This window comes from Streptomyces sp. NPDC001480 (assembly GCF_042894725.1).
Lineage (GTDB): Bacteria > Actinomycetota > Actinomycetes > Streptomycetales > Streptomycetaceae > Streptomyces.
Genome location: NZ_JBIAVX010000003.1, coordinates 631414 through 651289, shown reverse-complemented (window position 1 = coordinate 651289; position 19876 = coordinate 631414). Strand labels below are relative to the sequence as shown.

Here is a 19876-nt window from a genome sequence, read left to right as displayed (position 1 = left end):
CGCTCATCGTGCCCGGGGTGTTCAGCATGCGCAAAGGTCATTGCGCATGCTGCAACGAAAGGGGGGTGCCGTCAGTGAACCTCCGCCACCAGCACATCCAGCGCCCACGGCCGCCCCGCCTTGGCGGGCGCCTCCGCCTCCACCTCGTACCCCAGGTCCCGCAGCGCCTCCACCAGCTCGGCGGGCCCCTCGGGAGCCGCCCCGGCCGACAGCAGGCTGCGCACGATCCGCCCCTTCGTCGCCTTGTTGAAGTGGCTGACCACCTTCCGGGTCGGCGCGTGCAGCACCCGTACCGTCGCGGTCCGCCCGGCGACCTCGCCGGCCGGCTTCCAGGCGGCGGCGTACGCGGCGGACCGCAGGTCCAGCACCAGCCCGCTCCCGGCCGCCTCGGGCAGCACCCCCGCCATCGGCGTACGCCAGTGCGCGCCGAGCGCGCCAAGGCCGGGCAGCTTCACGCCCATCGAGCAGCGGTAGGAGGGGATCCGGTCCGTCACCCGGACCGCGCCCCACAGCCCGGAGAACACCAGCAGCGAACGGGCGGCCCGCCGCTTGGCGGCGGCGTCCAGAGAGGCCAGGTCCAGGGCGTCGTACAGCACCCCGGTGTAGGTCTCACCCGCCGGCCGCGCCCCGGCGGTCCGCAGACCCGCGTTCTTGGCCACCTCACCGCGCAGCCCCTCGCTCAGCCCGAGCACCTCGCGCGCCTTGTCCTCGTCACCGGAGCACAGCTCGACCAACTCCCCGAGCACGGCCTCACGCGCGGCGTTCAGTCCGGGCAGGGACAGGGACTCCAGCTTCAACGGGGCGCCACGCCCGGAGGCGGCCTTGCCTTCGGAGGGCGGCAGCAGGACAAGCACGGGGTACTCCTTCTCTCGAGCTCCGGGCCAGCGTACGGGTTGCCCCGCGCCGCTCCGCCCTACGCCCGCCCCGCCCTGCGATCCGCCCGGGTGAGCGCGCGCACGAGGGCGTCGGCGTCGTCGGCGTGCAGCCGGACCTCGGTCACCTCGCGGCGGCGGCCGAGCAGCGTCATGTGCCTTACGGGCTGCGCCAGTTCAAGGGTGACGGAGGTGCGGGAGCCGACCGCGACGTCCAGTCGGCCGGGGGCGCGCTCCTGGGTGAAGCGCACCTCGCGCCGTACGGCCGTGATCGTCTCCAGCGGTATGCGCAGGTCGACGTGGACCCCATGTCGTACCCGCAGGGTGTCGGCGGTCAGGACGTGCGGGTGGACCACGCAGGCCGCGTGCAGGGCGACGACGAACACCACCGTGTACACGTCCAGGGCCAGCACCACCCCGTGCGGGATCGGCCAGCGGCGCAGCAGCACGGACATCATGAACGTCTCGATCACGCACACGAAGGCGAGCCCGGCCATCGTCGCGCCCTGCCCCTGCGCGTACCCGAAGACCTGGCCGGCGGCCGCGCCGGGGCGCCGCCGGGCCGGCCACAGCGCCAGGCTCGCCAGCAGCCGCGCCTCGTGGCGGACCAGGGTGTACGCCGCCCTCATGACCGGCCCTCGGTGAGGTTCCGCAGCACGCGGCGGACCACCTCCGCCTGGGCCGGTGCCATGTCGGCGTAGACGGCGCGGAGTACGGCGTTGTCGTGGTCCACGGGCGCCCCGGAGCGCAGCTCCGGCGGGAGGCACGCGGCCAGCGCCCGGGCCGCCTCCGCCACCCGCGGGTCGCCCGGTTCGGCGTCCGCGAGCTGGTCGAGCAGCGCGTACGCCTCCTGGGCCCGGGCCAGGACGTCCGGCGAGCCGAGGGCGCCGCGCAGCGCGGTGAACATCCGCTCCCGCGCCTCGGCGGGAGCCGCGGTGTCGAGCAGCGTGAGGATGTCCCGGTCCTTGGCCGCCATCGGCGAGTCCGACGGATCGGCCATCCCGCTGAGCAGGGAGGCCAGTTCGGCGGACACGGGCCCCTCGGCGGGCAGCTCCCCGTGCTCCAGCAACCCCCGCAGCCGCGCCCGGCGCTCACGCAGCTCTGCTTCCTGACGGGCCAGGTCCTCGTCGAGTTCGGTGAGCACCTCGACGAGGTCCTTGCCGGCGTCGTCCACGAGCACGTCCCGCACCTCGGCCAGCCCGAGCCCCAGTTCCGTCAGCCGCCGGATCCGGGCGAGGACGACGGCGTGGCGGAGGGTGTAGTGCCGGTATCCGTTCGCCAGGCGCTCCGGTTCGGGGAGCAGGCCGAGGTGGTGGTAGTGCCGCACGGTACGCGTCGTGACGCCGACCGCGGCGGCGAGTTCTCCGATCCGCATGACAGCAGTACAGACGTTGACGTTGCGTCAGGGTCAAGTGCCGGGGCAGGGATGTGTCAGGTCAGGGATGTGTGTCAGGTCGTGTCAGGTCAGGCCGGAAGTGCCGCCGCGCCGAACCAGCGCTCCAGGGCCTCGGCCAGGGAGGTCCCGGAATCCCCCCTGCCACCGTCGGACGCCCACGCCACGAAACCGTCCGGCCGTACCAGCAGGGCCGCGAGGTCCGGGCGGGCGGGGCAGGTGGTGGTGACGACGTCGACCAGGCCGGCGTAGCCGTCGGCGCGGGCCCGCAGCTCGGGATCGTCGGTGAGGTCGAGCAGGAGGGCGCGGCCGGTGTGGAGGCGGTCGCCGAGGCGGGTGCCGTCGGCGAGTTCGAGGTCGGGGGCGCTGTGGCCGGTCAGGAGGTGGTCGCCGGGCAGGTCGTAGTGCTGCCAGACGCCGGAGATCTGCTTGACGAGATAGGTGGTGCCGGTGGTCGTCAGTGCGAGGTCGGTGACCACCCGGCGCAGGGCGCGGGCGTGCCGGTCGGGCCGCATCAGGGCGATCTGGGCGCGCGTCCAGTCGAGCACCCAGGCGCCGATCGGGTGCCGCTCCGCGGTGTAGGAATCCAGCAGGGTCTCCGGGGCCCGGCCGCGCACCACGGCGGCGAGCTTCCAGCCGAGGTTCATCGCGTCCCCGACGCCCAGGTTGAGCCCCTGCCCGCCGAACGGCGAGTGCACGTGCGCGGCGTCGCCCGCGAGCAGGACCCGGCCCTTGCGGTAGGTGGTCGCCTGGCGGGCGTTGTCGGTGAAGCGGGTGAGGGAGCGCACCTTGTGCACGGTCACTTCGGGGACGCCGGACACCCGGCGCAGGGCGGCTTGCAACTCCTCTTTGGTCACCGGTGCGAACCGGTCGGCCGGCGGCCCGTCGAACTCCACGGTGAGGACGCGGCCCGGGAAGGGGCCGTTGACGTATGTTCCCGTGTCGGTGGTGTTCCAGCCGGTGCCCAGCCTCTCGGCGCCGGTCATGTCCACGACCGCCTGGTAGCCGGTGATCTCCGGCGGGGTGCCCGGGAAGTCGAACCCGGCGAGCTTGCGGACTGTGCTGCGGCCGCCGTCACAGCCGACCAGCCAGCCGGCGCGGACCTCCTCGGGCGCGGATCCGTCGGCGGGAGCGAGGGTCACGGTCACCCCGCCCCCGTCGTCCGCGAACCCGGTCAGCTCCACGCCCCTGCGCACCTCGACGCCCAGCTTCTCGGCGTGCGCGGCGAGGATCCGTTCCAGCTCCGCCTGCGGCACGCCCAGGCCGGCCTCACCGGCCGGACCGACGTCCGCGAAAGCCGGGTCGGAGTCGTCGAACAGGTCGGTGCTCATCATGATCCCGGCGAAGTGCCCGGCGAACTTCGGAGGCAGGCGTGGCTCACCGCCGTCGCCCCGGGTCTGCGCGAAGGCCCGCAGCCCGCTCAGGATCTTCTCCCACACGGCCGCCAGTTCGGGCAGCAGCCCCCGCCGGTAGAACGCCACCGCGCTGGGTGTGTTGATCGAGCCCGCCTTGATCGTCTCGTCCACCTCGGTGAGCCGCTCCACGACCAGCACCCGCGCACCGCCGAGCCGTAATTCGCAGCCGAGGAAGAGCCCCACCGGCCCGGCGCCGGCCACCACCACGTCGTAATCCGTCGTCGTCATGGAAACTCACTGTAGTCACTAAAAGTTTTTGCTCGCTATAGTTTTCCCGTGATTGATGACCAGGAGGCTTGGGAGGTCGAACTCCCCCTGCGGGAACGCAAGAAGCGGCAGACCCGGCAACGGATCTCCGACATCGCGACCGGGCTGTTCGCGCAGCGCGGCTTCGACCAGGTGACCGTCGCGGAGGTCGCCCGGGCCGCCGGTGTCTCCGCCATGACCGTCTTCAACTACTTCCCGCGCAAGGAGGACCTGTTCCTCGACCGCATTCCGGAGGCTGTCGAGGCCTTCACCGGAGCCGTGCGGTGGCGCGGTCCCGGTGAGGCCCCGCTGGCCGCGCTGCGCCGTCTCGCACTCGAACTCCTCGACCACCGGCACCCGTTGGGCGGGGTGGGGGACGGCTTCGCGGCCTTCTGGCGGGTCGTCGCCGACTCGCCCGGCCTCAGGGCCCGCGCCCGGGAAGGGGTGGAGGAGTTGGAGGAGGCGCTCGCCGGAGCCTTCACGGAGGCGGGTGTCGCCGATCCGGAACTGCTCGCGGCGCTGACCGTCGCCGCGTACCGCACGGTCTACGTCGCCTCGGCGCGGCGCCTGCTCGCGGGTGACCCGGTGGACGAGGTGGCCGAGGATCACCGGGTCCGGTTGGGGGTGGCCTTCGACGCGCTGGAGCGGATGACGGCGTAGCCTCCCGTCCCTTGACGGCTAACGTCGTTAGCCATACCGTACTGGCTAACGACGTTAGCCCGACGTCGTCCCGGCCTCAGGAGGCAGTAGCCGTGACCAGTACGAGTGCGACCACGTCCGTACCGTCCCGCACCACCCTCACCGTCCTGCGCCGCACCGCCTGGCTCGCCGGCGCCCTGTTCTGGTCCGCCTTCGCGGTGCTGGAGGCGATGAACCACGGCTGGCTCGCGGGCGCCCCGGCCCTGCTCTTCCTCGTCCTGCCCGACCTGACCTTCCTGGTCGCCGTCGACGAGGCGCCCCGCATGGCGAAGGGGCAGCTGGCGCCCCGCGCGGTGCCGTACTACAACGCGATGCACCGGGCCCTGGTCCCCGTCGCGCTAATCGCCCTCTACACGGTGGCCCCCATCGCGTGGGCCCCCGGCTTCGCCGCCCTGTGCGGCTGGCTCGCGCACATCTCGTACGATCGCGCCTTCGGATACGGACTGCGGACGAAGGAGGGCTTCCAGCGTGGCTGAACGGCTGACCCCCAGGGCACGGGAGATCGTCGCGGCCGCCCGCGAACTCCTGGAGGAGTCCGGGCCCGCCCTGCTCACCATGCGGACCCTCGCCGACCGGCTCGGCATCAAGGCCCCCTCCCTCTACAAGCACTTCCCCGACAAGCACGCCGTAGAGGTCGAACTGGTCGCGGAGATGCTCACGGAGTCGGCCGAGGCCCTGGAGGCCACCGAGTCCCGCGCCCCCGGTTCGCTGGAGGCACTGGCCGAGGCCTACCGGGCCTACGCCCTCGCCCACCCGCACCTCTACTGCCTGGCCACCGAACGCCCCCTGCCGCGCGCCGAACTCCCCGCCGGCCTGGAGGACCGCGCCGCGCTGCCGCTCATGCGGGCCTGCGGCGGCGACCTGGACCTGGCCCGCGCCATCTGGGCCTTCGCGCACGGCATGGTGATCCTGGAGATCCACGGCCGGTTTCCCGACGACGCGGACCTGGCGGCGGCATGGAAACGGGGCCTGAAGGCGTTGCACCCTTAGGGCATGAGCAGGGGGCCGTGAACAAGGGGGGGGCGCCGTGAACGAACGCGAGCAGGCCACGTGGACCAGAGCACGGCTCGGCCGCTGCGGTCCACCCCTCGACCTGCTGACCGCCTGCTTCGACACCCACGTCTACGCCCCGCACGCGCACGACGAGTACACCATCGGCGTCACCACCGGCGGCTGCGAGGCCATCGACTACCGGGGCGGCCTGATCCGCTCGGGCCCGGGCTCCATCGTCGTCCTCGCCCCCGGCGAGATGCACACCGGCGGCCCCGCCGACCCCTGCGACGGCTACTCCTACCGGGCCCTGTACGCCGAGAGCTCCCTCCTCACCGACGGCACCCTCGGCGGCCTCCCGCACTTTTGCGAAGCCGTGCTCGACGACCCGGAACTGTCCACCGCCCTGCACGTCACGCACACCGAACTCAGCGCTTGCCCCGACCCCTTGGAGACCGAGTCCCGCCTCCCCTGGCTGCTCACCGCACTGGCCCGCCGCCACTCCACGGCCCGCGCGGTGAACGACACCGTGCCCGGCGCCGACCACATCGCACACGTCGTACGCGACCGCCTCGCCGACGAACTCCTCGCCCCGCCCTCCCTGGCCGACCTCGCCGCCGAACTGGACCTGTCCCGCTACCAGCTCCTGCGCGCCTTCCGCACCGCGATGGGCATACCCCCCTACGCCTGGCTCGCCCAGCACCGGGTCGCCCGGGCCCGCCGCCTGCTGGAGACGGGCCTGCGCCCCGCCGAGGTGGCATCGCTCGTCGGCTTCGCCGACCAGGCGCACCTCACCCGCTGGTTCCGCCGCGTGCTGGGGGTGACCCCGGCGGCGTACCGCACCAGCGTGCGCAACGACGTTCAAGACCCGCCCGGGCGATGGGACCGACACTCGTCCACATGACTGCACGCGGCTGGTTCCTGTTCTCCCTCATGGGAGTGATCTGGGGCGTCCCCTACCTGATGATCAAAGTGGCGGTGGACGCGGTGTCCCCGGCCATGGTGGTGTTCACGCGCTGTGCGCTCGGCGCCGCTCTCCTGCTCCCCTTCGCCCTGCGCCAGAAGGGCCTGATACGGAACGTACGGGACCACTGGCGCCCCATGCTGGCCTTCGCGTGCCTGGAGATCGTCGGCCCCTGGCTCACCCTCACCGACGCCGAACGGCACCTGTCCAGCTCCACGGCCGGCCTGCTGATCGCGGGCGTCCCGATCGCCGGTGTGGTCGCGGCCCGGCTCTTCGGCGACACGGAACGGCTGAGCATGCGGCGGGTGACCGGACTGGGCGTCGGTCTCGCCGGGGTCGCCGTGCTCACGGTCCCCCACCTGACCGGCGGCGACGCCCGCTCGCTGGCCGAGGTGCTGGTCACGGTCCTCGGCTACGCGACGGCACCCCTGATAGCGGCGCGCCGCATGAAAGACGTCCCCACCCTCCACCTGATCACCCCCTGCCTGGCCCTCACAGCCCTCCTCTACGCCCCCGCCGCCGCGGCCACCTGGCCCTCGGCCCTCCCCTCCGGCCACGTCCTGGCCGCCCTCGCCGGCCTCGGCGTCCTCTGCACCGCGGTCGCCTTCGTCGCCTTCCTCGAACTGATCAAGGAGATCGGCCCGACCCGCGCCTCGGTCATCACCTACGTCAACCCGGCGGTGGCGGTGGCGGCCGGAGCGGTGTTCCTCGACGAGTCCCTCACCCCCGCCATCGGCCTCGCCTTCGCCCTGATCCTGGCGGGCTCGGTACTGGCCACGGCCGCCGGTACGCGGCGTGGCACGACCCCGGTGACAGGCTCGGCCCCGCAGCCGAGCCGGGCGGAGGGTCGGGTGGAGTCCGCCTAGGGGTGCCCCGATCGTGGGAACGGCCCCCGATCCCACGGACAGGTGATCTTGGGATGCCCCACTCTGGCGACGACCGAAGGAGGGGTATGACATGACTGCCGTGGCCGATGAGCCCACCACCCCGGCCGAGGGCCTGCTGCACATCTTCCTGTCCGCCGACACCCCGGAGGGCTTCCGAGCCGAACTGATCGAGGGGAAGATCGTCGTGACACCGCCGCGGGGCGGGGACCACGAGGACTGCATCAGCTTGATCATGAAGCAAGTGATCAGGCGGTCAGGAACCGACATGGACTTCTCCGCGAACAAGGGCCTCAGGCTTAAGAGCGGGGGTGGTTGCCCGAAGGACCACGTGATCCCTGATGGCACCTTCACCCCCGCCGCATTGCGGCTGTACCGGGGCGCCGATGCATGGATGCCCTGCGACGGCGTCGCCATGGTCCTCGAAGTGCCGTCCACCAAGCCCAGGGCCGAGCGTGAGACCAGATGCCGCTGCTACGCCCGCGCGGGCATCCCGCTCTACCTGCTGATCGACCGTGATGCCTCCTCGATCACGCTGTTCAGCGATCCGGTGAACGACGACTACCGCGAGATCCGCACCCGCCCGCTCGGCAAGCCGGTCACCCTTCCGGAGCCCTTCGCCTTCGACCTCGAGACAGCGGACGTAACCGCACCTCCCGCCCGGTAACATGGTCGCTACGGCAGACGAGCCGGGCGGGCGGCCGCGTGGAGTCCCTCAGGGGGCTTCCCGAGGAACGTCCGGGCTCCACAGGGCAGGGTGGTGGCTAACGGCCACCCGGGGTGACCCGCGGGACAGTGCCACAGAAAACAAACCGCCGGGGACCTCGGTCCTCGGTAAGGGTGAAACGGTGGTGTAAGAGACCACCAGTGCCCAGGGTGACCTGGGCAGCTAGGTAAACCCCACCCGGAGCAAGGTCAAAAGGAGCCGCTGTGAAAGGCGCGCTCTGCGCGGACGTTCGAGGGCTGCCCGCCCGAGTCCGCGGGTAGACCGCACGAGACCGGCGGCAACGCCGGCCCTAGATGGATGGCCGTCGCCGGAGGGCCCGCGAGGACCCCCCGGAACAGAACCCGGCGTACAGCCCGACTCGTCTGCCGCCAGCTGCGGCTTTGCCTGAGAAGGGGCCTCTGACCTGCGTCGGAGGCCCTTTCCGGCCAGTGACCCATGGGCCCGCGTTCCCTGTGGGCGGCTCGTGCTTCGCGGTCTCACTGTTGCCAGTCGGATGCGGCAAGCGGGCGTTCGGTGGGGACGGGTGGGACCCCATCCTGTCTTCCCCACCTCGCCGACCGGGGACGTCGCGGATGGGCTGTACGGTGTGCGCGCCCTGCTGACCTGCATCGACATCTGGGCCGTACGCAACGCCGACCCGGGCAGGCACCGTCACCTACGCGGCCGTGGGCGTCCTGGAATCCTTCACCACGCGCGCCAGCCAGGCCCCCGCCAAGTCGACGCCGGCGGCCTGGCAGAGCCAGCTGGTCGAGCAGTTTGGAGCCGCAGGAGAGTTCACCGCGCCGATCGTCCTGGCCATGGCCATGGCTGCCGCACCCCTCGCACGGCGCTTCGGAGTGACCATGCTCGACTCCTTCGCGGAACCGACCCTCCCACCTCCCTCGGTCTCCGGGCCTGACGAGTCTCAGCGGCCGTCGGAACCGGTACGGCGAGCCGCATAGACAAGGCGTGTCTACGTCAGTCGGTACCGGAGTCCAGCAACGCGAGGCCTGTGGAAGTGGGGCTGTGTAGCGCCATGTTCTTGAGCCGCATGGTGTCGATCAGTCCGGCGGTGCGCAGAACGGTGGCGTGTTCGCTGGCACTCGCCGGAGCGACGCCGACCGTGGTGGCCAGTTCCCTCGTGGTGCATCCCGGCCGCTCGGCGATGGCGACGAGCACGGCGGCTCTGGTGCGGCCCAGTAACGTGGCCAGGGATGCTGCCGGGTTGTGGGACGTGCTGGCATGGAGGGTGGCGGTTAGCAGGAGTGGGCGCTGGTCGCCGTCGGCCGGATAAGTCAGCATGGGTTGCGGCTGGGCGTCGGGATTGACGACCGGGGACTCGCAGCCGAACACCGAGGGGACCAGCAGCAGTCCCCGGCCCTCCAGGCGCAGATCCGCGTCGAGCCCCGAGGCCATGGTGATGTGCAGTACTGGTGCCTCCCAGCGGATGCGCTGCGGGTTCAGGCCGGCGAACAGGCGCGCGATGCCACCTTCGAGCACGTCGCGCATGCGTGCGGCGCGTTCGGCGGCGACACGCTCGACGATGTGCGGCCAGTAGGAGCCCAGCAGTTGCTCGTACACGTGCTCCCACGTGTCCCAAAGTTGCTCCAGGAGCTCCTCGTCGTCGGCGAGCCGGCGCACCCACGCCGGGAGTGCGCGGCGCTCGGCGATGCGGGCCAGGTCCCGCTGCACCCGTGATGACGGCGTGGAGCGAACCTGTTGCAGGAACTCTTCCGGACTGTCGGTCTGCGTTGCCCCCAGGAAATCCGGAGACGCGCCCCTTGGTGAGATGAGGTCAAGGATCATGCGCGCCTGCGGTCTCAGACGCCGGAGCGCCTGCTGCCGCCACGCGCCGAAGCGCACGGGATGACTGCGCTCCTGCACCATGCGCACGGCGATGTCCAGTTCGACGGACGGCAGCGGAGCCGCGGCCACCCGGGTGCGCGCCAGGTCCTCAGCCGTGAAGTGAATGCGATAGACCACGATCTCCCCGCATGCTCGGCAGCCTGACGAGAGCCTTCCGGATTTGTCCTTGTTCGGGCCAGACCGAATCAGGTCGAGGTGCCCCCTGCCGGACACCGAGAGTGGTCTGAGCGCGAGGTGCCGGACGCCACGGCGCACTCGCGTGTCGTACAGCCCGATGACCGATCCACCGAAAGGATCACCTACGTGAAGCGCATCGTTTCGGCCTCGCCGGCTCGCCGGAAGCACTGCACCAGCAGGGGACGGCTCATCGCCGCACTGACCGGCGCCTTCCTCGCGCTCGCCGCAGGGACCGCCGGCGCGGCCGACGCCGCTCCCGCCCACCCGGACTTCGCCGCGCAGGCCGCAGCCGCCCACCTCACCAGGACCCAGGCCGCCAGCCTGCAGGCGGAAGTCGACCGATACCTCACGGCGACGGGCGGGACCCAGGTGTCCCCCAACACGATCGACCTCAATGGTCAGGGCAAGGTGTACGTCGCCATTCCTGGGGAGGCTCGCCCCCGCTCCTTCCCCTCTGCCTCCGGGCGTCCGGCCGCTGCGGACCCCTGCGCGGGAGGGGGAGCGGACTACCACCACTTCTGCGCCTACAGCGGCACCTACTGGACCGGCAGCCACATAGACATGTACTCGTGCGGCGTCTACACCATCCCGTGGACCGGTCCGGGCTCGTGGGACAACAACCAGACCACCGGCACCCGTGCACGGATGTACAGGCCCAACGGCACTCTCCTCTACACCACGCCGCCGGCGCACAGCTATGACGCCGTCGGCGACTGGACCTACGTCCACACTGTCCGCAACTGCTGACTACAGGCCATCCACCTGCGGGGGAGCGCGGTCGGCTGCTCAGTGCGGCCGGCCGCGCGATGGTGGGTGGCAGCTGCCACAAGGCGGGCCGAACCGGCCGAGCCAGACGCTGGGCACAACGTCGTAGTGCGAGACGCGCTGCAGCGAGGCGGGGCATCGCAGGGGATGCGGCGACCGGGTGGACACATTCCGCCGCCGGAGGTGCCCGGAGCATTCGGGGCTGGTAGACAACCGAAGGCGGAGGTTTCCTCCCCGTGAAGTGCATGGCCCGCCGACCGCCCGCCGCTCCAGTCAGGCGGTCGGAGGCCTGGACAAGTCAGATCCGGGCCTGGGTCACCAAGCCCAGGTCGGAAGAGCGCGTCAGGTGTGCCCGGCGTACAGCCCGACGCGTCCGTTGCTCACAACCGGTCGGTGCCCAGCGACCGCTCCGCCACCCTCGCCAGATGCCCCGCGAACACCTCCCGCGCGTCCGGCGTGAGCGTGCGCAACGCCACCAGCGCCGTGATGACGACGTCGCAGAGCTCGGCCTCGACGTCCTGCCAGGTGTGGGTTACGCCCTTGCGGGGGTTGCGGCCGGTCGTGCCGATCACCGCCTGGGCGACCTCACCGACCTCCTCCGAGAGTTTCAGGATGCGCAGGAGGAGGGAATCCGCCGCGTCGGGTGGGCGGTCGGCGTCCAGCCAGGTCCGCAGGGCGTCGATGGTGGGCCAGAGGTCCGGGGCCTGATCGGTCATGGGACGCAGACTGCCATGGACCTCTCGGCCCGCGAACGGGACGTCAGTCTTCGAACAAAGGTTCCTGTTCGCCTTCCTTGGCCTTCTGGAGCCGCTTGTTCCGCGCCCCGACCACCACCGCCGTGGCCGCCGCCGTCACGCCCAGGGCCGTCGGGACCATCCAGCCGCGGTCGAAGAGGTGGCCGAGGGCGTGGTCGAGGGAGAGGCGGCCGGGGCCGGTGACGGCGAGGCCGGTGGCGGCCAGGGCCAGGGTGGCCGCGTACTCGTAGCCGCCCTCCTGGGCGAAGAAGCCGTTCGGCATGTGGACCGCCGCCGCGCCCGCCATCGCGCCGGCCGCCGCCGCGCCCGCCGCCGGGGTCGCGAGGCCCAGCGCCAGCAGTGTGCCGCCGCCCGTCTCCGCCAGGCCCGCCGCCGTCGCGCTCGCCTTGCCGGGGGCGTAGCCGACGGACTCCATGAACTGGCCGGTCCCTTCCAGGCCGTGGCCGCCGAACCAGCCGAACAGCTTCTGCGCGCCGTGCGCGGCCAGTACCCCGCCGGTGCCCAGACGGAGTAGCAGCAGGCCCAGGTCTCGTCGGTCGTAGCAGGTCATGGTCGCTCCCCGGTCGTGCAGGCGGCAGAAACAGTTCTCCCTCGCGTTTCCACCGTCGCACCGTCCACACCTCACCGGCCTTCCCGGCGTGCCGTTCGGGTGGCGGGGCCCAGGCAGCGGTGTGACTGTGGCTGCCATGACGATTCAGACAGCCAAGCTCAGCGATCCGGCCGTCCGGGCCTTCGTCAACGCCGTCAACGCCCACGACCGCGAGGGCTTCATGGCGCTCCTCGCGCCCGGTGCCACCATGTCCGACGACGGCTCCGACCGGGACCTCGCCGAGTGGATCGACCGGGAGATCTTCTCCTCCCACGGGCACCTGGAGGTCGACAACGAGTCCCGCGGCGGCCGTGCGCTCGTCGCCCGGTACAGCAACGACACGTGGGGCGAGATGCGTACCCGGTGGAGCTTCGTGGTGGAGGAGGACGGGCGGATCTCGCGGTTCGAGACCGGGCAGGCCTGACTTCCCCGCGGTCCTGACCGCCTCGCGGTCCTGACGGCCTCGCGGTAAGGGCTTGCCTTCGTGTGCGCTTCAACTCCTAGCGTCCTTGCCATGGAGAGCACGCAGAGCACGGAGAGCACGGAGAGCACGGAGAGCACGGAGAGCACCAGGACACTGGGGCGCAGTGGCATACGGGTCAGCGCCCTCGGCTTCGGCTGCTGGGCCATCGGCGGTGAGTGGCAGGACGCCGACGGGCAGCCCCTCGGATGGGGCAAGGTCGACGACGAGGAGTCCGTACGGGCCGTCCGTCGTGCCCTCGACCTCGGTGTCACCTTCTTCGACACCGCCGACACCTACGGCGCGGGGCACAGCGAGCGCGTACTCGGGCGGGCGCTCGGCAAGCGGCGGGACGACGTCGTCGTCGCCACCAAGTGGGGCAACGTGTTCGACGAGGACACCAGGACCCTCACCGGCGGCGACGACTCCCCGGAGTACGCCCGCCGCGCGCTCACCGCCTCCCTGCGCCGCCTCGGCACGGACCACGTCGATCTCTATCAGCTGCACCTGTCGGATCTCGGCACCGTTCGGGCGGCCGAGCTCCGGGACCTGTGCGAGCAGTTCGTCCAGGAAGGGCTCGTGCGGGCCTACGCGTGGAGTACGGACGATCCGGCCCGCGCCGCCGTCTTCGCGGAGGGGGAGCACTGCGCCGCCGTACAGCACGCGCTCAACGTCCTCCAGGACGCGCCCGGGATGCTGGCGCTGTGCGAGCGGTCGGGGCTCGCCAGCATCAACCGCAGTCCGCTGGCCATGGGGCTGCTCAGCGGGAAGCGCAGGGCCGGTGACGTGCTGGAGGCCGGGGACATCCGCAGCCGGCCGCCGGCCTGGCTGGGGGGTTACGTCGACGGGGCGGGGGCCGACCCCGACTGGCTGACCCGGGTCGACGCCCTGAGGGACGTCCTCACCAGCGACGGCCGTACCCTCGCCCAGGGCGCCCTCGCCTGGCTGTGGGCGCGCAGTCCGCGTACCGTCCCGATTCCCGGTTTCCGTTCCGTCGCCCAGGCGGAGCAGAACGCGGGCGCCATCGAGAAGGGGCCGCTCACCGCCGGGCAGCTGGCCGACGTCGACCGGATACTCGGGCGGTGAGCGGCCCCGACGGGCCGGGCAGGAGGGCTCAGTAGCCCTGGGTGCCGTGACCCTGGGCGCCGTGCTGGACGTAGGGCCGCTGCTCGGTCAGCGTGATCCGGCCCGCCTTGATGGTGGCCAGGCGCGGTGCGCGGCGGGCGATCGACGAGTCGTGGGTGACCATGACGAAGGTGAGGCCGTACTCGCGCCACAGGCCCTCCAGCAAGGCCATGATGTCGTCGCGGGTGCCCTCGTCGAGGTTGCCGGTGGGCTCGTCGGCGAGCAGCACCTTCGGCTTCTTGACCAGCGCGCGGGCGATGGCGACGCGCTGCTGCTGGCCGCCGGACAGCTCGGTCGGGACATGACCGAGGCGTTCGCCGAGGCCGACCGAGCGCAGGGCCTCGGCCGCGCGCTCGCGGCGTTCGGCGGGCTTGACGCCGAGGGGGACCAGGGCGGTCTCGACGTTCTCCTGCGCGGTGAGCGTCGGGATGAGGTTGAACGCCTGGAAGATGATGCCGATCTTCTCGGCGCGCAGCCGGGTCAGCTTGGTCTCGCTGATGCGCGCGAGGTCCACGCCGTCCAGTTCGACGCTGCCCTCGGTCGGGCGGTCGAGGCCGCCGATCATCTGGAGCAGGGTGGACTTGCCGCCACCCGTGGGGCCCTGGATGACCAGCTGGTCGCCGTCGGCGATGGTGAGGTCGACGCCGCGCAGCGCCTCCACCGTCTCCTTGCCGCGCGTGTAGCGCTTGGTGACGCCGGTGAGTCTGTACATGGGAACTCCGTAAGGGGAAGCAGGGTGACGGCGGGTCAGGACACGCTGCGCAGGGCGTCGGCCGGGCGCATGCGGGAGGCGCGCCAGCCGCCCATGGCGCCGGCGATCAGGCCGCCGGTGACCGCCAGGCCCACCGCGAGCGCGATGGTGGTGAGGGAGACGGGGGCCGACAGGGCGATCTCCATGGTGTTGGCGGCGGACTGCTGACCGGGACCGCCGCCGCCCGGGCCGCCGCCGGGGCCGCCGCCCATGCCTGTGCCGCCGCTGTTGCCGAGCTGCGCGGTCAGCTTCGGGCTGATCGCGGTGACCGTGTAGGCGGCCGCGAGGCCCAGGGCGATGCCGAGGCCGCCGCCGACCAGGCCGTTGACCATGGACTCGCCGACCACCTGACGGGTGACCTTGCGGCTCGGCCAGCCGAGCGCCTTGAGGGTGCCGAACTCACGCACGCGCCGGGAGACGGCGGAGGAGGTGAGCAGCGCGGCGACCAGGAAGGCGGCGGCCAGGACGGCGATGGACAGCCACTTGCCGACACTGGAGGCCAGGTCGGAGGCGGTGGAGAGGGAGCCGGAGACCGTGGAGGCCAGGTCGGAGGAGGTGGTGACCGTGGTCCCGGAGATGTTGGACTGGATCTCCTTCTTCACGGCGGAGATCTGCTGGGAGTCGGTCGCCTTGACGTAGATCGTGGTGACCTTGTTCTTGGCGTCGCCCAGCGTCTGCGCCTGCTTCAGCGGCAGGTAGACGTCGGTGGTGGACTCGCTGCTGTCGGGGGTGGCGATGCCGATGACCTTGTACTTGGTGCCGGAGATCTTGAAGGTCGAGCCGACCTTGTACTTCTTCTCCTTGGCGTAGGACTTGCTGACCACCGCGACCTTGGCGTTCGTCTGCGCCGAGGTGAAGGTCGTGCCGGAGGTGATCTTCATCGCGGCGAGCGGGCCGAGCTCCTGGTCGGTGACGTCGACGCCGGCCACGGAGTAGTTGTTCACGTTGAAGTTGGCGCCGCCGCCCTGCACCTGCGGCTGGCCGCCGCCGCTGTTGCCGCCGCCCGGGGCGCCCTGCTGCTGGGAGCCCGAGGAACCGGAGGTGCCCGACGAGCCGGACGTCGAGGACTTCGCCTTGCCCTGGGTGAACGAGCCGTCGACCTTGGTGACGTTGAGGGACAGGGCGCCGACCGCGCTGTCCACGCCCTTCTGCGCGGAGACCTTCTCCACCAGCGAGGACTTCAGGGCCTGGCCGCCCTGTGTCATGACCCGGTCGGAGCTCTGCGAGGTCTTGCTGCTCGACTTGGCGTCGAACTTGAAGTTCGGGCCACCCTGCGAGCTGCCGGCCTTGGGTGCCGTCTGGGCCTTGGTGACGGTCATGTCCGTCCCCAGGCCGTACAGCGATTTCAGGACTTTGTCCTGCGCCTGCTGCATGCCGGCCGACACCGAGTTGACGGTGATGACCAGCGCGATTCCGAGCGCCAGACCCATCGCGATGACCAGAGCGGCCTTCTTGCGCCGGCTCAGCTCGCGCTTGAGATAGATGCCAAACATCCCGTTCCTCGAGGTTCTTGGCGCCCGCTGTGGGCGCTGCGCCAAATTAGGGAGGAACCTTTGAGCGGGCCTGGGTAAAACATGTGTCAGGGCTGAGAAAGCGGGTAGGGGGATGAGATTTTCGTATGACGGGCTCGGTGTACGGTCCCGGGATGCGCGATTGTTCTCGGCTCAGTCGGCGTGCCGCCCTAGGTCTGACGGCCGCCGCCCTTCCCCTGTCGGCTGCCACCCCCGCGTCCGCCACCCCCGCGTCCGCCGCGACGGCGATAGGCGGAGAGCGGCTGGCCCGCACCGGAATCCAGGTACGCGGCGCCACCGGGCTGCCCAGGAAGCTCACCGCCCGCTCGTGGCTCGTCGCCGACCACGACACGGGTGAGGTACTCGCCTCGTTCGACGCGCACCGGCGGCTGGCGCCGGCGTCCACGCTGAAGATGCTGTTCGCGGACACCGTGCTGCGCAAGCTGGACCGCGGGATGAAGTACAAGGTCACCGATGCCGACCTGGCCGACGTCCCGGCCGGCTCCAGCCTGGTCGGCGTCAAGCCCGGCATCACCTACACCGTCCACCAGTTGTGGCAGGGGGTGTTCCTGCGCTCGGGCAACGACGCGGTGCACGTCCTCGCCCACCTCAACGGCGGGCTGGCGAAGACCGTCGCCGAGATGCAGGCCAAGGCGGACGATCTCCAGGCCCTGGACACCCATGTGGTCAGCCCGGACGGCTTCGACCACAAGGGCCAGCTGTCCTCGGCGTACGACCTGACCCTCTTCGCCCGGCACGGGCTCAAGGACGGCGACTTCCGGGGCTACTGCGGCACGCGGACCGCCGACTTCCCGGCGGGCGGCAAGAAGACCTTCCAGATCCAGAACACCGACCGGCTGCTGACCGGGGCGTGGGGCCTCGGCACGTACGAGGGCCTGATCGGGGTGAAGAACGGCTACACCAGCCATGCCGGCAACACCTTCACCGGCGCGGCCGTGCGTGGTGGGCGCACCCTGCTCGTCACGGTGATGCACCCCAAGAGCGGCGGCAACGCCGTCTACGAGGAGACCGCCGCGCTGCTCGACTGGGGCTTCGGCAAGGGCGGTTCAGCGCGAGCCGTCGGCATGATGGTCGACCCGCTCAGCGAGGGCGGCGCGAAGGCGAGCGCCGGCCCCACGCCGACGCGCAGGACCGCCCAGGCCGCCGCCGGGGCCCCCGGCTCGGCATCGGGCGGCTCATCGAGCTGGCGGCTGCTGGAAGGGGCCGCGGGGACGGTCACCCTGCTGGGCGCGGGCGCGTGGGCACTGCGACGGCGCAGGGCGGGTACGGCCGCTGAGGGCAAGCCGGACGCCGAGCAGCCGGGGTAGGGCCGGTCGCGAAGGTCCCGCCGGGCCCGTCCTCGGACAGGGCCCGGCGGTGGCCGGTGCGGCGGGATGCCGGTCGTCGCCGGGCGGGGGCGCCTCCCGGCCGAAGGCCGACGGAGGGACTCTCGCACCAGGCCCGTGGGCCGGTCGTCGGACTCCGCCGCCACCCGGAACCCGTGCCGCGGCGGCGGGGTGCCCCCGCGTGAGCGTGCGCGCGGGGGAGGAGTCCCCTCGACGGTTCGGCAACGCCGCGATCACGCGCGTAGGCCGCCGCACGCAAGCGGAATGTGGCGGCCGGCCCTCGGCAGGCCAAAACGGCAGCCGTTCCACTCACCGGTGCGTACCCCGCGCTCCAGCGCGAAAGGTCCACCCCCACTCCGGTGCCGTGGAACGGCTGCCGCCTCCCCCCTCGGTGCGGCCGCGGAACGCCAGTGCTCCAACTGTGAAGCTCTGGTGAAGAAATTTGAGCATAGGTCCGCTATCGGCCGCAATACCGCGGACGTTGGAATTCCGCTTGTGTGGATCGGGGAGTTGACGGAGCGTGGGGAACTCAGCCCCGCCCCACGTACGGCATCGCCGTCGCCAGCACCGTCGCGAACTGCACGTTCGCCTCCAGCGGCAGCTCGGCCATGTGCCGCACGGTGCGCGCCACGTCGGCGACGTCCATCACCGGTTCCGGGGTTACCTCCCCGTTGGCCTGGAGCGCGCCCGTCGACATCCGGGGCGTCATGTCGGTGGCCGCGTTGCCGATGTCGATCTGCCCGACGGCGATCCGGTACGGCCGGCCGTCCAGCGCCAGGGACTTCGTCAGGCCGGTCAGCGCGTGCTTGGTCGCGGTGTAGGCGGCCGAGCGCGGGCGGGGCGTGTGCGCCGAGATCGAGCCGTTGTTGATGATCCGGCCGCCCTGGGGGTCCTGTTCCTTCATCCGACGGTACGCGGCCTGCGCGCACAGGAACGCCCCGTTGAGGTTGGTGTCCACCACGTGCCGCCAGGCGTCGTACGGCAGTTCCTCGACGGGCACCCCGCCCGGGCCGAAGGTGCCCGCGTTGTTGAACAGCAGGTCGACGCGCCCGAACCGGTCCACCGTGGCGGCGAAGAGCGCGGCCACCTCCTCGGGCCGCGCCACATCCGTCCGTACGGCCAGCGCGGCGCCCTCGGGCACCAGCGCCGCCGTCCCCTCCAGGGTCTCCGTGCGCCGCCCCGCCAGCGCCACCGACCATCCGGCCCGCAGCAGCTCCACCGAGACCGCCCGGCCGATGCCGGAACCGGCGCCGGTCACCACCGCGATCCTCGTCCGCGTGTCAGTCATGACACGGCAGCGTACGAGGCCCCCTCCCCGAAGTCCCCCAGGTCCCCGGCCTCCCCGGGATACCGCACTCCGATGCGCTCCCGTATCGCGTCCAGCGTCCGCATCACCGCGAGCGTGCCCTCCAGCGGCACCAGCGGGGACTCCGTCTCACCCGCCCGCAGCGCCCGCATGACCTCCTTCGCCTCGTGCCGCAGGCTGCTGCGCGGCCCGTCGGCCGGGTCGGCGGCGAACTCCTCGGGGTCGCGGCCGTCGCGGTGCAGCACGAAACGGTCGGGGTGGAAGAAGCCGGACGGGATGTCGATCCGGCCCCGTGAGCCGGTCACCGACGCCGAGACGGAGGTACCGCCGACGATCGAGCAGTGCACCGAGGCGAGCGCGCCGCAGCCGAAGGACAGCAGGGCGCCCGTCTGGAGGTCGACGCCCTCCGGGGACAGCGTCGCCCGGGCGGTCACGTCGGACGGCTCGCCGAGCAGCAACTGCGCGAACGACACCGGGTACACGCCCAGGTCGAGCAGCGCGCCGCCGCCGAGCGCCGGGTTGCGCAGCCGGTGCGCGGGCGGCAGTTCTCCATTCCTCGCCTCCGGCAAGAGGTGCCCGGCGAGGCCGAAGTCGGCCTGCACGGTGCGCACTTCGCCGATGGCGCCGTCGTCGACGAGCGCCTTCAGCCGCCGGATGAGCGGATTGCAGTACATCCACATCGCCTCCATCAGGAAGCGCCCGCGCCCGCGCGCCAGCTCGACCAGCTCCTCGGCCTCGCGCAGGTTCAGCGTGAACGGCTTCTCGCACAGCACGTTCCGCCCGGCCTCCAGGCACAGACCGGCCGCCGCCCGGTGCGCCGAGTGCGGGGTGGCGACGTACACGACATCGATGTCCTCGTCGTTCGCCAGCGCCTCCCAGTCGCCGTACGCCCGCGGGATCCCGAACCGCTCCGCGAACGCCCGCGCCGACTCCCCGCTGCGCGAGGCCACCGCCACCAGCTCCGCGTCCGGCAGGTCCACCAGGTCCGCCGTGAACGCGGCGGCGATCCCGCCCGTCGCCAGGATCCCCCACCGCACGCTCTGCCCCGCCATCCCC

General features: G+C 71.8%; 22 protein-coding genes and 1 other RNA gene. 12 read left to right on the top strand and 11 right to left on the bottom strand.

What is annotated here, in order from left to right; translation table 11 throughout:
• Nucleotides 1-71: 71 nt before the first annotated feature.
• From yaaA to ACFY01_RS10255, 4 genes are all read right to left on the bottom strand, one after another.
• Nucleotides 72-854 (bottom strand): peroxide stress protein YaaA, encoded by a 783-nt coding sequence (yaaA, locus tag ACFY01_RS10270; RefSeq protein WP_390735238.1) that lies wholly within the window; start codon nucleotides 852-854, stop codon nucleotides 72-74.
• Nucleotides 855-913: 59 nt separating this feature from the next.
• A complete protein-coding gene (locus ACFY01_RS10265) occupies nucleotides 914-1501 on the bottom strand; it encodes a hypothetical protein (RefSeq protein ID WP_390735237.1) in 588 nt (195 codons plus the stop codon).
• Entirely contained in the window at nucleotides 1498-2247 is a 750-nt protein-coding gene (locus tag ACFY01_RS10260) for a MerR family transcriptional regulator (protein ID WP_390735236.1), read from the bottom strand. Before ACFY01_RS10260 ends, ACFY01_RS10265 begins: the two co-directional genes overlap by 4 nt.
• Nucleotides 2248-2336: 89 nt before the next feature.
• On the bottom strand, nucleotides 2337-3908 hold the full coding sequence (locus ACFY01_RS10255; protein WP_390735235.1) for an FAD-dependent monooxygenase: 1572 nt from the start codon (nucleotides 3906-3908) through the stop codon (nucleotides 2337-2339).
• A 48-nt stretch (nucleotides 3909-3956) separates the two neighbouring features.
• Between ACFY01_RS10255 and ACFY01_RS10250 the strand changes: the two genes are divergently transcribed.
• The 8 genes from ACFY01_RS10250 (at nucleotide 3957) to ACFY01_RS10215 (ending at nucleotide 9131) form a co-directional block, all read left to right on the top strand.
• Nucleotides 3957-4586, top strand: coding sequence for a TetR/AcrR family transcriptional regulator (locus tag ACFY01_RS10250; RefSeq protein ID WP_390735234.1), 630 nt, complete (start codon nucleotides 3957-3959; stop codon nucleotides 4584-4586).
• 92 nt (nucleotides 4587-4678) lie between these two features.
• On the top strand, nucleotides 4679-5101 hold the full coding sequence (locus ACFY01_RS10245) for a DUF4260 family protein (RefSeq protein WP_390735233.1): 423 nt from the start codon (nucleotides 4679-4681) through the stop codon (nucleotides 5099-5101).
• A gap of 4 nt (nucleotides 5102-5105) precedes the next feature.
• Nucleotides 5106-5615 carry a TetR/AcrR family transcriptional regulator gene (locus ACFY01_RS10240; RefSeq protein WP_390735284.1) on the top strand — a complete coding sequence of 170 codons (510 nt, stop codon included), beginning with the start codon at nucleotides 5106-5108 and terminating at the stop codon, nucleotides 5613-5615.
• Between the two features lie 37 nt (nucleotides 5616-5652).
• On the top strand, nucleotides 5653-6519 hold the full coding sequence (locus ACFY01_RS10235; protein ID WP_390735232.1) for a helix-turn-helix domain-containing protein: 867 nt from the start codon (nucleotides 5653-5655) through the stop codon (nucleotides 6517-6519).
• Nucleotides 6516-7445, top strand: a complete 930-nt coding sequence (locus ACFY01_RS10230; protein ID WP_390735231.1) for a DMT family transporter — start codon at nucleotides 6516-6518, stop codon at nucleotides 7443-7445. Before ACFY01_RS10235 ends, ACFY01_RS10230 begins: the two co-directional genes overlap by 4 nt.
• 91 nt (nucleotides 7446-7536) lie before the next feature.
• A complete protein-coding gene (locus ACFY01_RS10225) occupies nucleotides 7537-8130 on the top strand; it encodes a Uma2 family endonuclease (protein ID WP_390735230.1) in 594 nt (197 codons plus the stop codon).
• 18 nt (nucleotides 8131-8148) lie between these two features.
• An RNA gene (rnpB, locus tag ACFY01_RS10220) (RNase P RNA component class A) lies at nucleotides 8149-8555 on the top strand.
• 300 nt (nucleotides 8556-8855) lie between these two features.
• The gene (locus ACFY01_RS10215) at nucleotides 8856-9131 is read left to right on the top strand and encodes a hypothetical protein (RefSeq protein ID WP_390735229.1); all 276 of its coding nucleotides are present in this window, start codon (nucleotides 8856-8858) and stop codon (nucleotides 9129-9131) included.
• Between the two features lie 16 nt (nucleotides 9132-9147).
• Here ACFY01_RS10215 and ACFY01_RS10210 read toward each other — a convergent pair whose 3' ends face one another.
• Nucleotides 9148-10152, bottom strand: coding sequence for a winged helix-turn-helix domain-containing protein (locus ACFY01_RS10210; protein ID WP_390735228.1), 1005 nt, complete (start codon nucleotides 10150-10152; stop codon nucleotides 9148-9150).
• A gap of 186 nt (nucleotides 10153-10338) precedes the next feature.
• On the opposite strand from ACFY01_RS10210, the gene ACFY01_RS10205 reads away from it, so the two are divergent.
• The gene (locus ACFY01_RS10205; RefSeq protein WP_390735227.1) at nucleotides 10339-10959 is read left to right on the top strand and encodes a hypothetical protein; all 621 of its coding nucleotides are present in this window, start codon (nucleotides 10339-10341) and stop codon (nucleotides 10957-10959) included.
• 398 nt (nucleotides 10960-11357) lie between these two features.
• Here the strand turns inward: ACFY01_RS10205 and ACFY01_RS10200 are convergent, their stop codons facing one another.
• Both ACFY01_RS10200 and ACFY01_RS10195 read right to left on the bottom strand, forming a co-directional pair.
• A complete protein-coding gene (locus ACFY01_RS10200; RefSeq protein WP_390735226.1) occupies nucleotides 11358-11693 on the bottom strand; it encodes a MazG-like family protein in 336 nt (111 codons plus the stop codon).
• A gap of 43 nt (nucleotides 11694-11736) precedes the next feature.
• Nucleotides 11737-12282: a DoxX family membrane protein gene (locus ACFY01_RS10195; protein WP_390735225.1), complete on the bottom strand. Its 546-nt coding sequence runs from the start codon at nucleotides 12280-12282 to the stop codon at nucleotides 11737-11739.
• A 136-nt stretch (nucleotides 12283-12418) separates the two neighbouring features.
• On the opposite strand from ACFY01_RS10195, the gene ACFY01_RS10190 reads away from it, so the two are divergent.
• Entirely contained in the window at nucleotides 12419-12745 is a 327-nt protein-coding gene (locus ACFY01_RS10190) for a nuclear transport factor 2 family protein (protein ID WP_390735224.1), read from the top strand.
• Nucleotides 12746-12835: 90 nt separating this feature from the next.
• Entirely contained in the window at nucleotides 12836-13867 is a 1032-nt protein-coding gene (locus ACFY01_RS10185) for an aldo/keto reductase (protein WP_390735223.1), read from the top strand.
• A gap of 28 nt (nucleotides 13868-13895) precedes the next feature.
• On the opposite strand, the gene ACFY01_RS10180 is transcribed toward ACFY01_RS10185, so the two are convergent.
• Both ACFY01_RS10180 and ACFY01_RS10175 read right to left on the bottom strand, forming a co-directional pair.
• Nucleotides 13896-14618, bottom strand: coding sequence for an ABC transporter ATP-binding protein (locus tag ACFY01_RS10180; RefSeq protein WP_390735222.1), 723 nt, complete (start codon nucleotides 14616-14618; stop codon nucleotides 13896-13898).
• A 35-nt stretch (nucleotides 14619-14653) separates the two neighbouring features.
• On the bottom strand, nucleotides 14654-16150 hold the full coding sequence (locus ACFY01_RS10175) for an ABC transporter permease (RefSeq protein ID WP_390735221.1): 1497 nt from the start codon (nucleotides 16148-16150) through the stop codon (nucleotides 14654-14656).
• A gap of 152 nt (nucleotides 16151-16302) precedes the next feature.
• On the opposite strand from ACFY01_RS10175, the gene ACFY01_RS10170 reads away from it, so the two are divergent.
• A complete protein-coding gene (locus ACFY01_RS10170; RefSeq protein ID WP_390735220.1) occupies nucleotides 16303-17496 on the top strand; it encodes a D-alanyl-D-alanine carboxypeptidase family protein in 1194 nt (397 codons plus the stop codon).
• Between the two features lie 547 nt (nucleotides 17497-18043).
• On the opposite strand, the gene ACFY01_RS10165 is transcribed toward ACFY01_RS10170, so the two are convergent.
• Both ACFY01_RS10165 and ACFY01_RS10160 read right to left on the bottom strand, forming a co-directional pair.
• On the bottom strand, nucleotides 18044-18802 hold the full coding sequence (locus ACFY01_RS10165; protein WP_390735219.1) for an SDR family oxidoreductase: 759 nt from the start codon (nucleotides 18800-18802) through the stop codon (nucleotides 18044-18046).
• Nucleotides 18799-19872 (bottom strand): Gfo/Idh/MocA family protein, encoded by a 1074-nt coding sequence (locus ACFY01_RS10160; RefSeq protein WP_390735218.1) that lies wholly within the window; start codon nucleotides 19870-19872, stop codon nucleotides 18799-18801. Before ACFY01_RS10160 ends, ACFY01_RS10165 begins: the two co-directional genes overlap by 4 nt.
• Nucleotides 19873-19876 lie beyond the last annotated feature (4 nt).

Bases quoted from the DNA above. Each gene is read 5' to 3' on its own strand.
- ACFY01_RS10265 (WP_390735237.1), bottom strand. From the start codon at position 1,501: ATGAGGGCGGCGTACACCCTGGTCCGCCACGAGGCGCGGCTGCTGGCG.
- ACFY01_RS10260 (WP_390735236.1), bottom strand. From the start codon at position 2,247: ATGCGGATCGGAGAACTCGCCGCCGCGGTCGGCGTCACGACGCGTACC.
- ACFY01_RS10255 (WP_390735235.1), bottom strand. From the start codon at position 3,908: ATGACGACGACGGATTACGACGTGGTGGTGGCCGGCGCCGGGCCGGTG.
- ACFY01_RS10230 (WP_390735231.1), top strand. From the start codon at position 6,516: ATGACTGCACGCGGCTGGTTCCTGTTCTCCCTCATGGGAGTGATCTGG.
- ACFY01_RS10225 (WP_390735230.1), top strand. From the start codon at position 7,537: ATGACTGCCGTGGCCGATGAGCCCACCACCCCGGCCGAGGGCCTGCTG.
- ACFY01_RS10200 (WP_390735226.1), bottom strand. From the start codon at position 11,693: ATGACCGATCAGGCCCCGGACCTCTGGCCCACCATCGACGCCCTGCGG.
- ACFY01_RS10195 (WP_390735225.1), bottom strand. From the start codon at position 12,282: ATGACCTGCTACGACCGACGAGACCTGGGCCTGCTGCTACTCCGTCTG.
- ACFY01_RS10190 (WP_390735224.1), top strand. From the start codon at position 12,419: ATGACGATTCAGACAGCCAAGCTCAGCGATCCGGCCGTCCGGGCCTTC.
- ACFY01_RS10185 (WP_390735223.1), top strand. From the start codon at position 12,836: ATGGAGAGCACGCAGAGCACGGAGAGCACGGAGAGCACGGAGAGCACG.
- ACFY01_RS10180 (WP_390735222.1), bottom strand. From the start codon at position 14,618: ATGTACAGACTCACCGGCGTCACCAAGCGCTACACGCGCGGCAAGGAG.
- ACFY01_RS10175 (WP_390735221.1), bottom strand. From the start codon at position 16,150: ATGTTTGGCATCTATCTCAAGCGCGAGCTGAGCCGGCGCAAGAAGGCC.
- ACFY01_RS10170 (WP_390735220.1), top strand. From the start codon at position 16,303: ATGCGCGATTGTTCTCGGCTCAGTCGGCGTGCCGCCCTAGGTCTGACG.
- ACFY01_RS10165 (WP_390735219.1), bottom strand. From the start codon at position 18,802: ATGACTGACACGCGGACGAGGATCGCGGTGGTGACCGGCGCCGGTTCC.
- ACFY01_RS10160 (WP_390735218.1), bottom strand. From the start codon at position 19,872: ATGGCGGGGCAGAGCGTGCGGTGGGGGATCCTGGCGACGGGCGGGATC.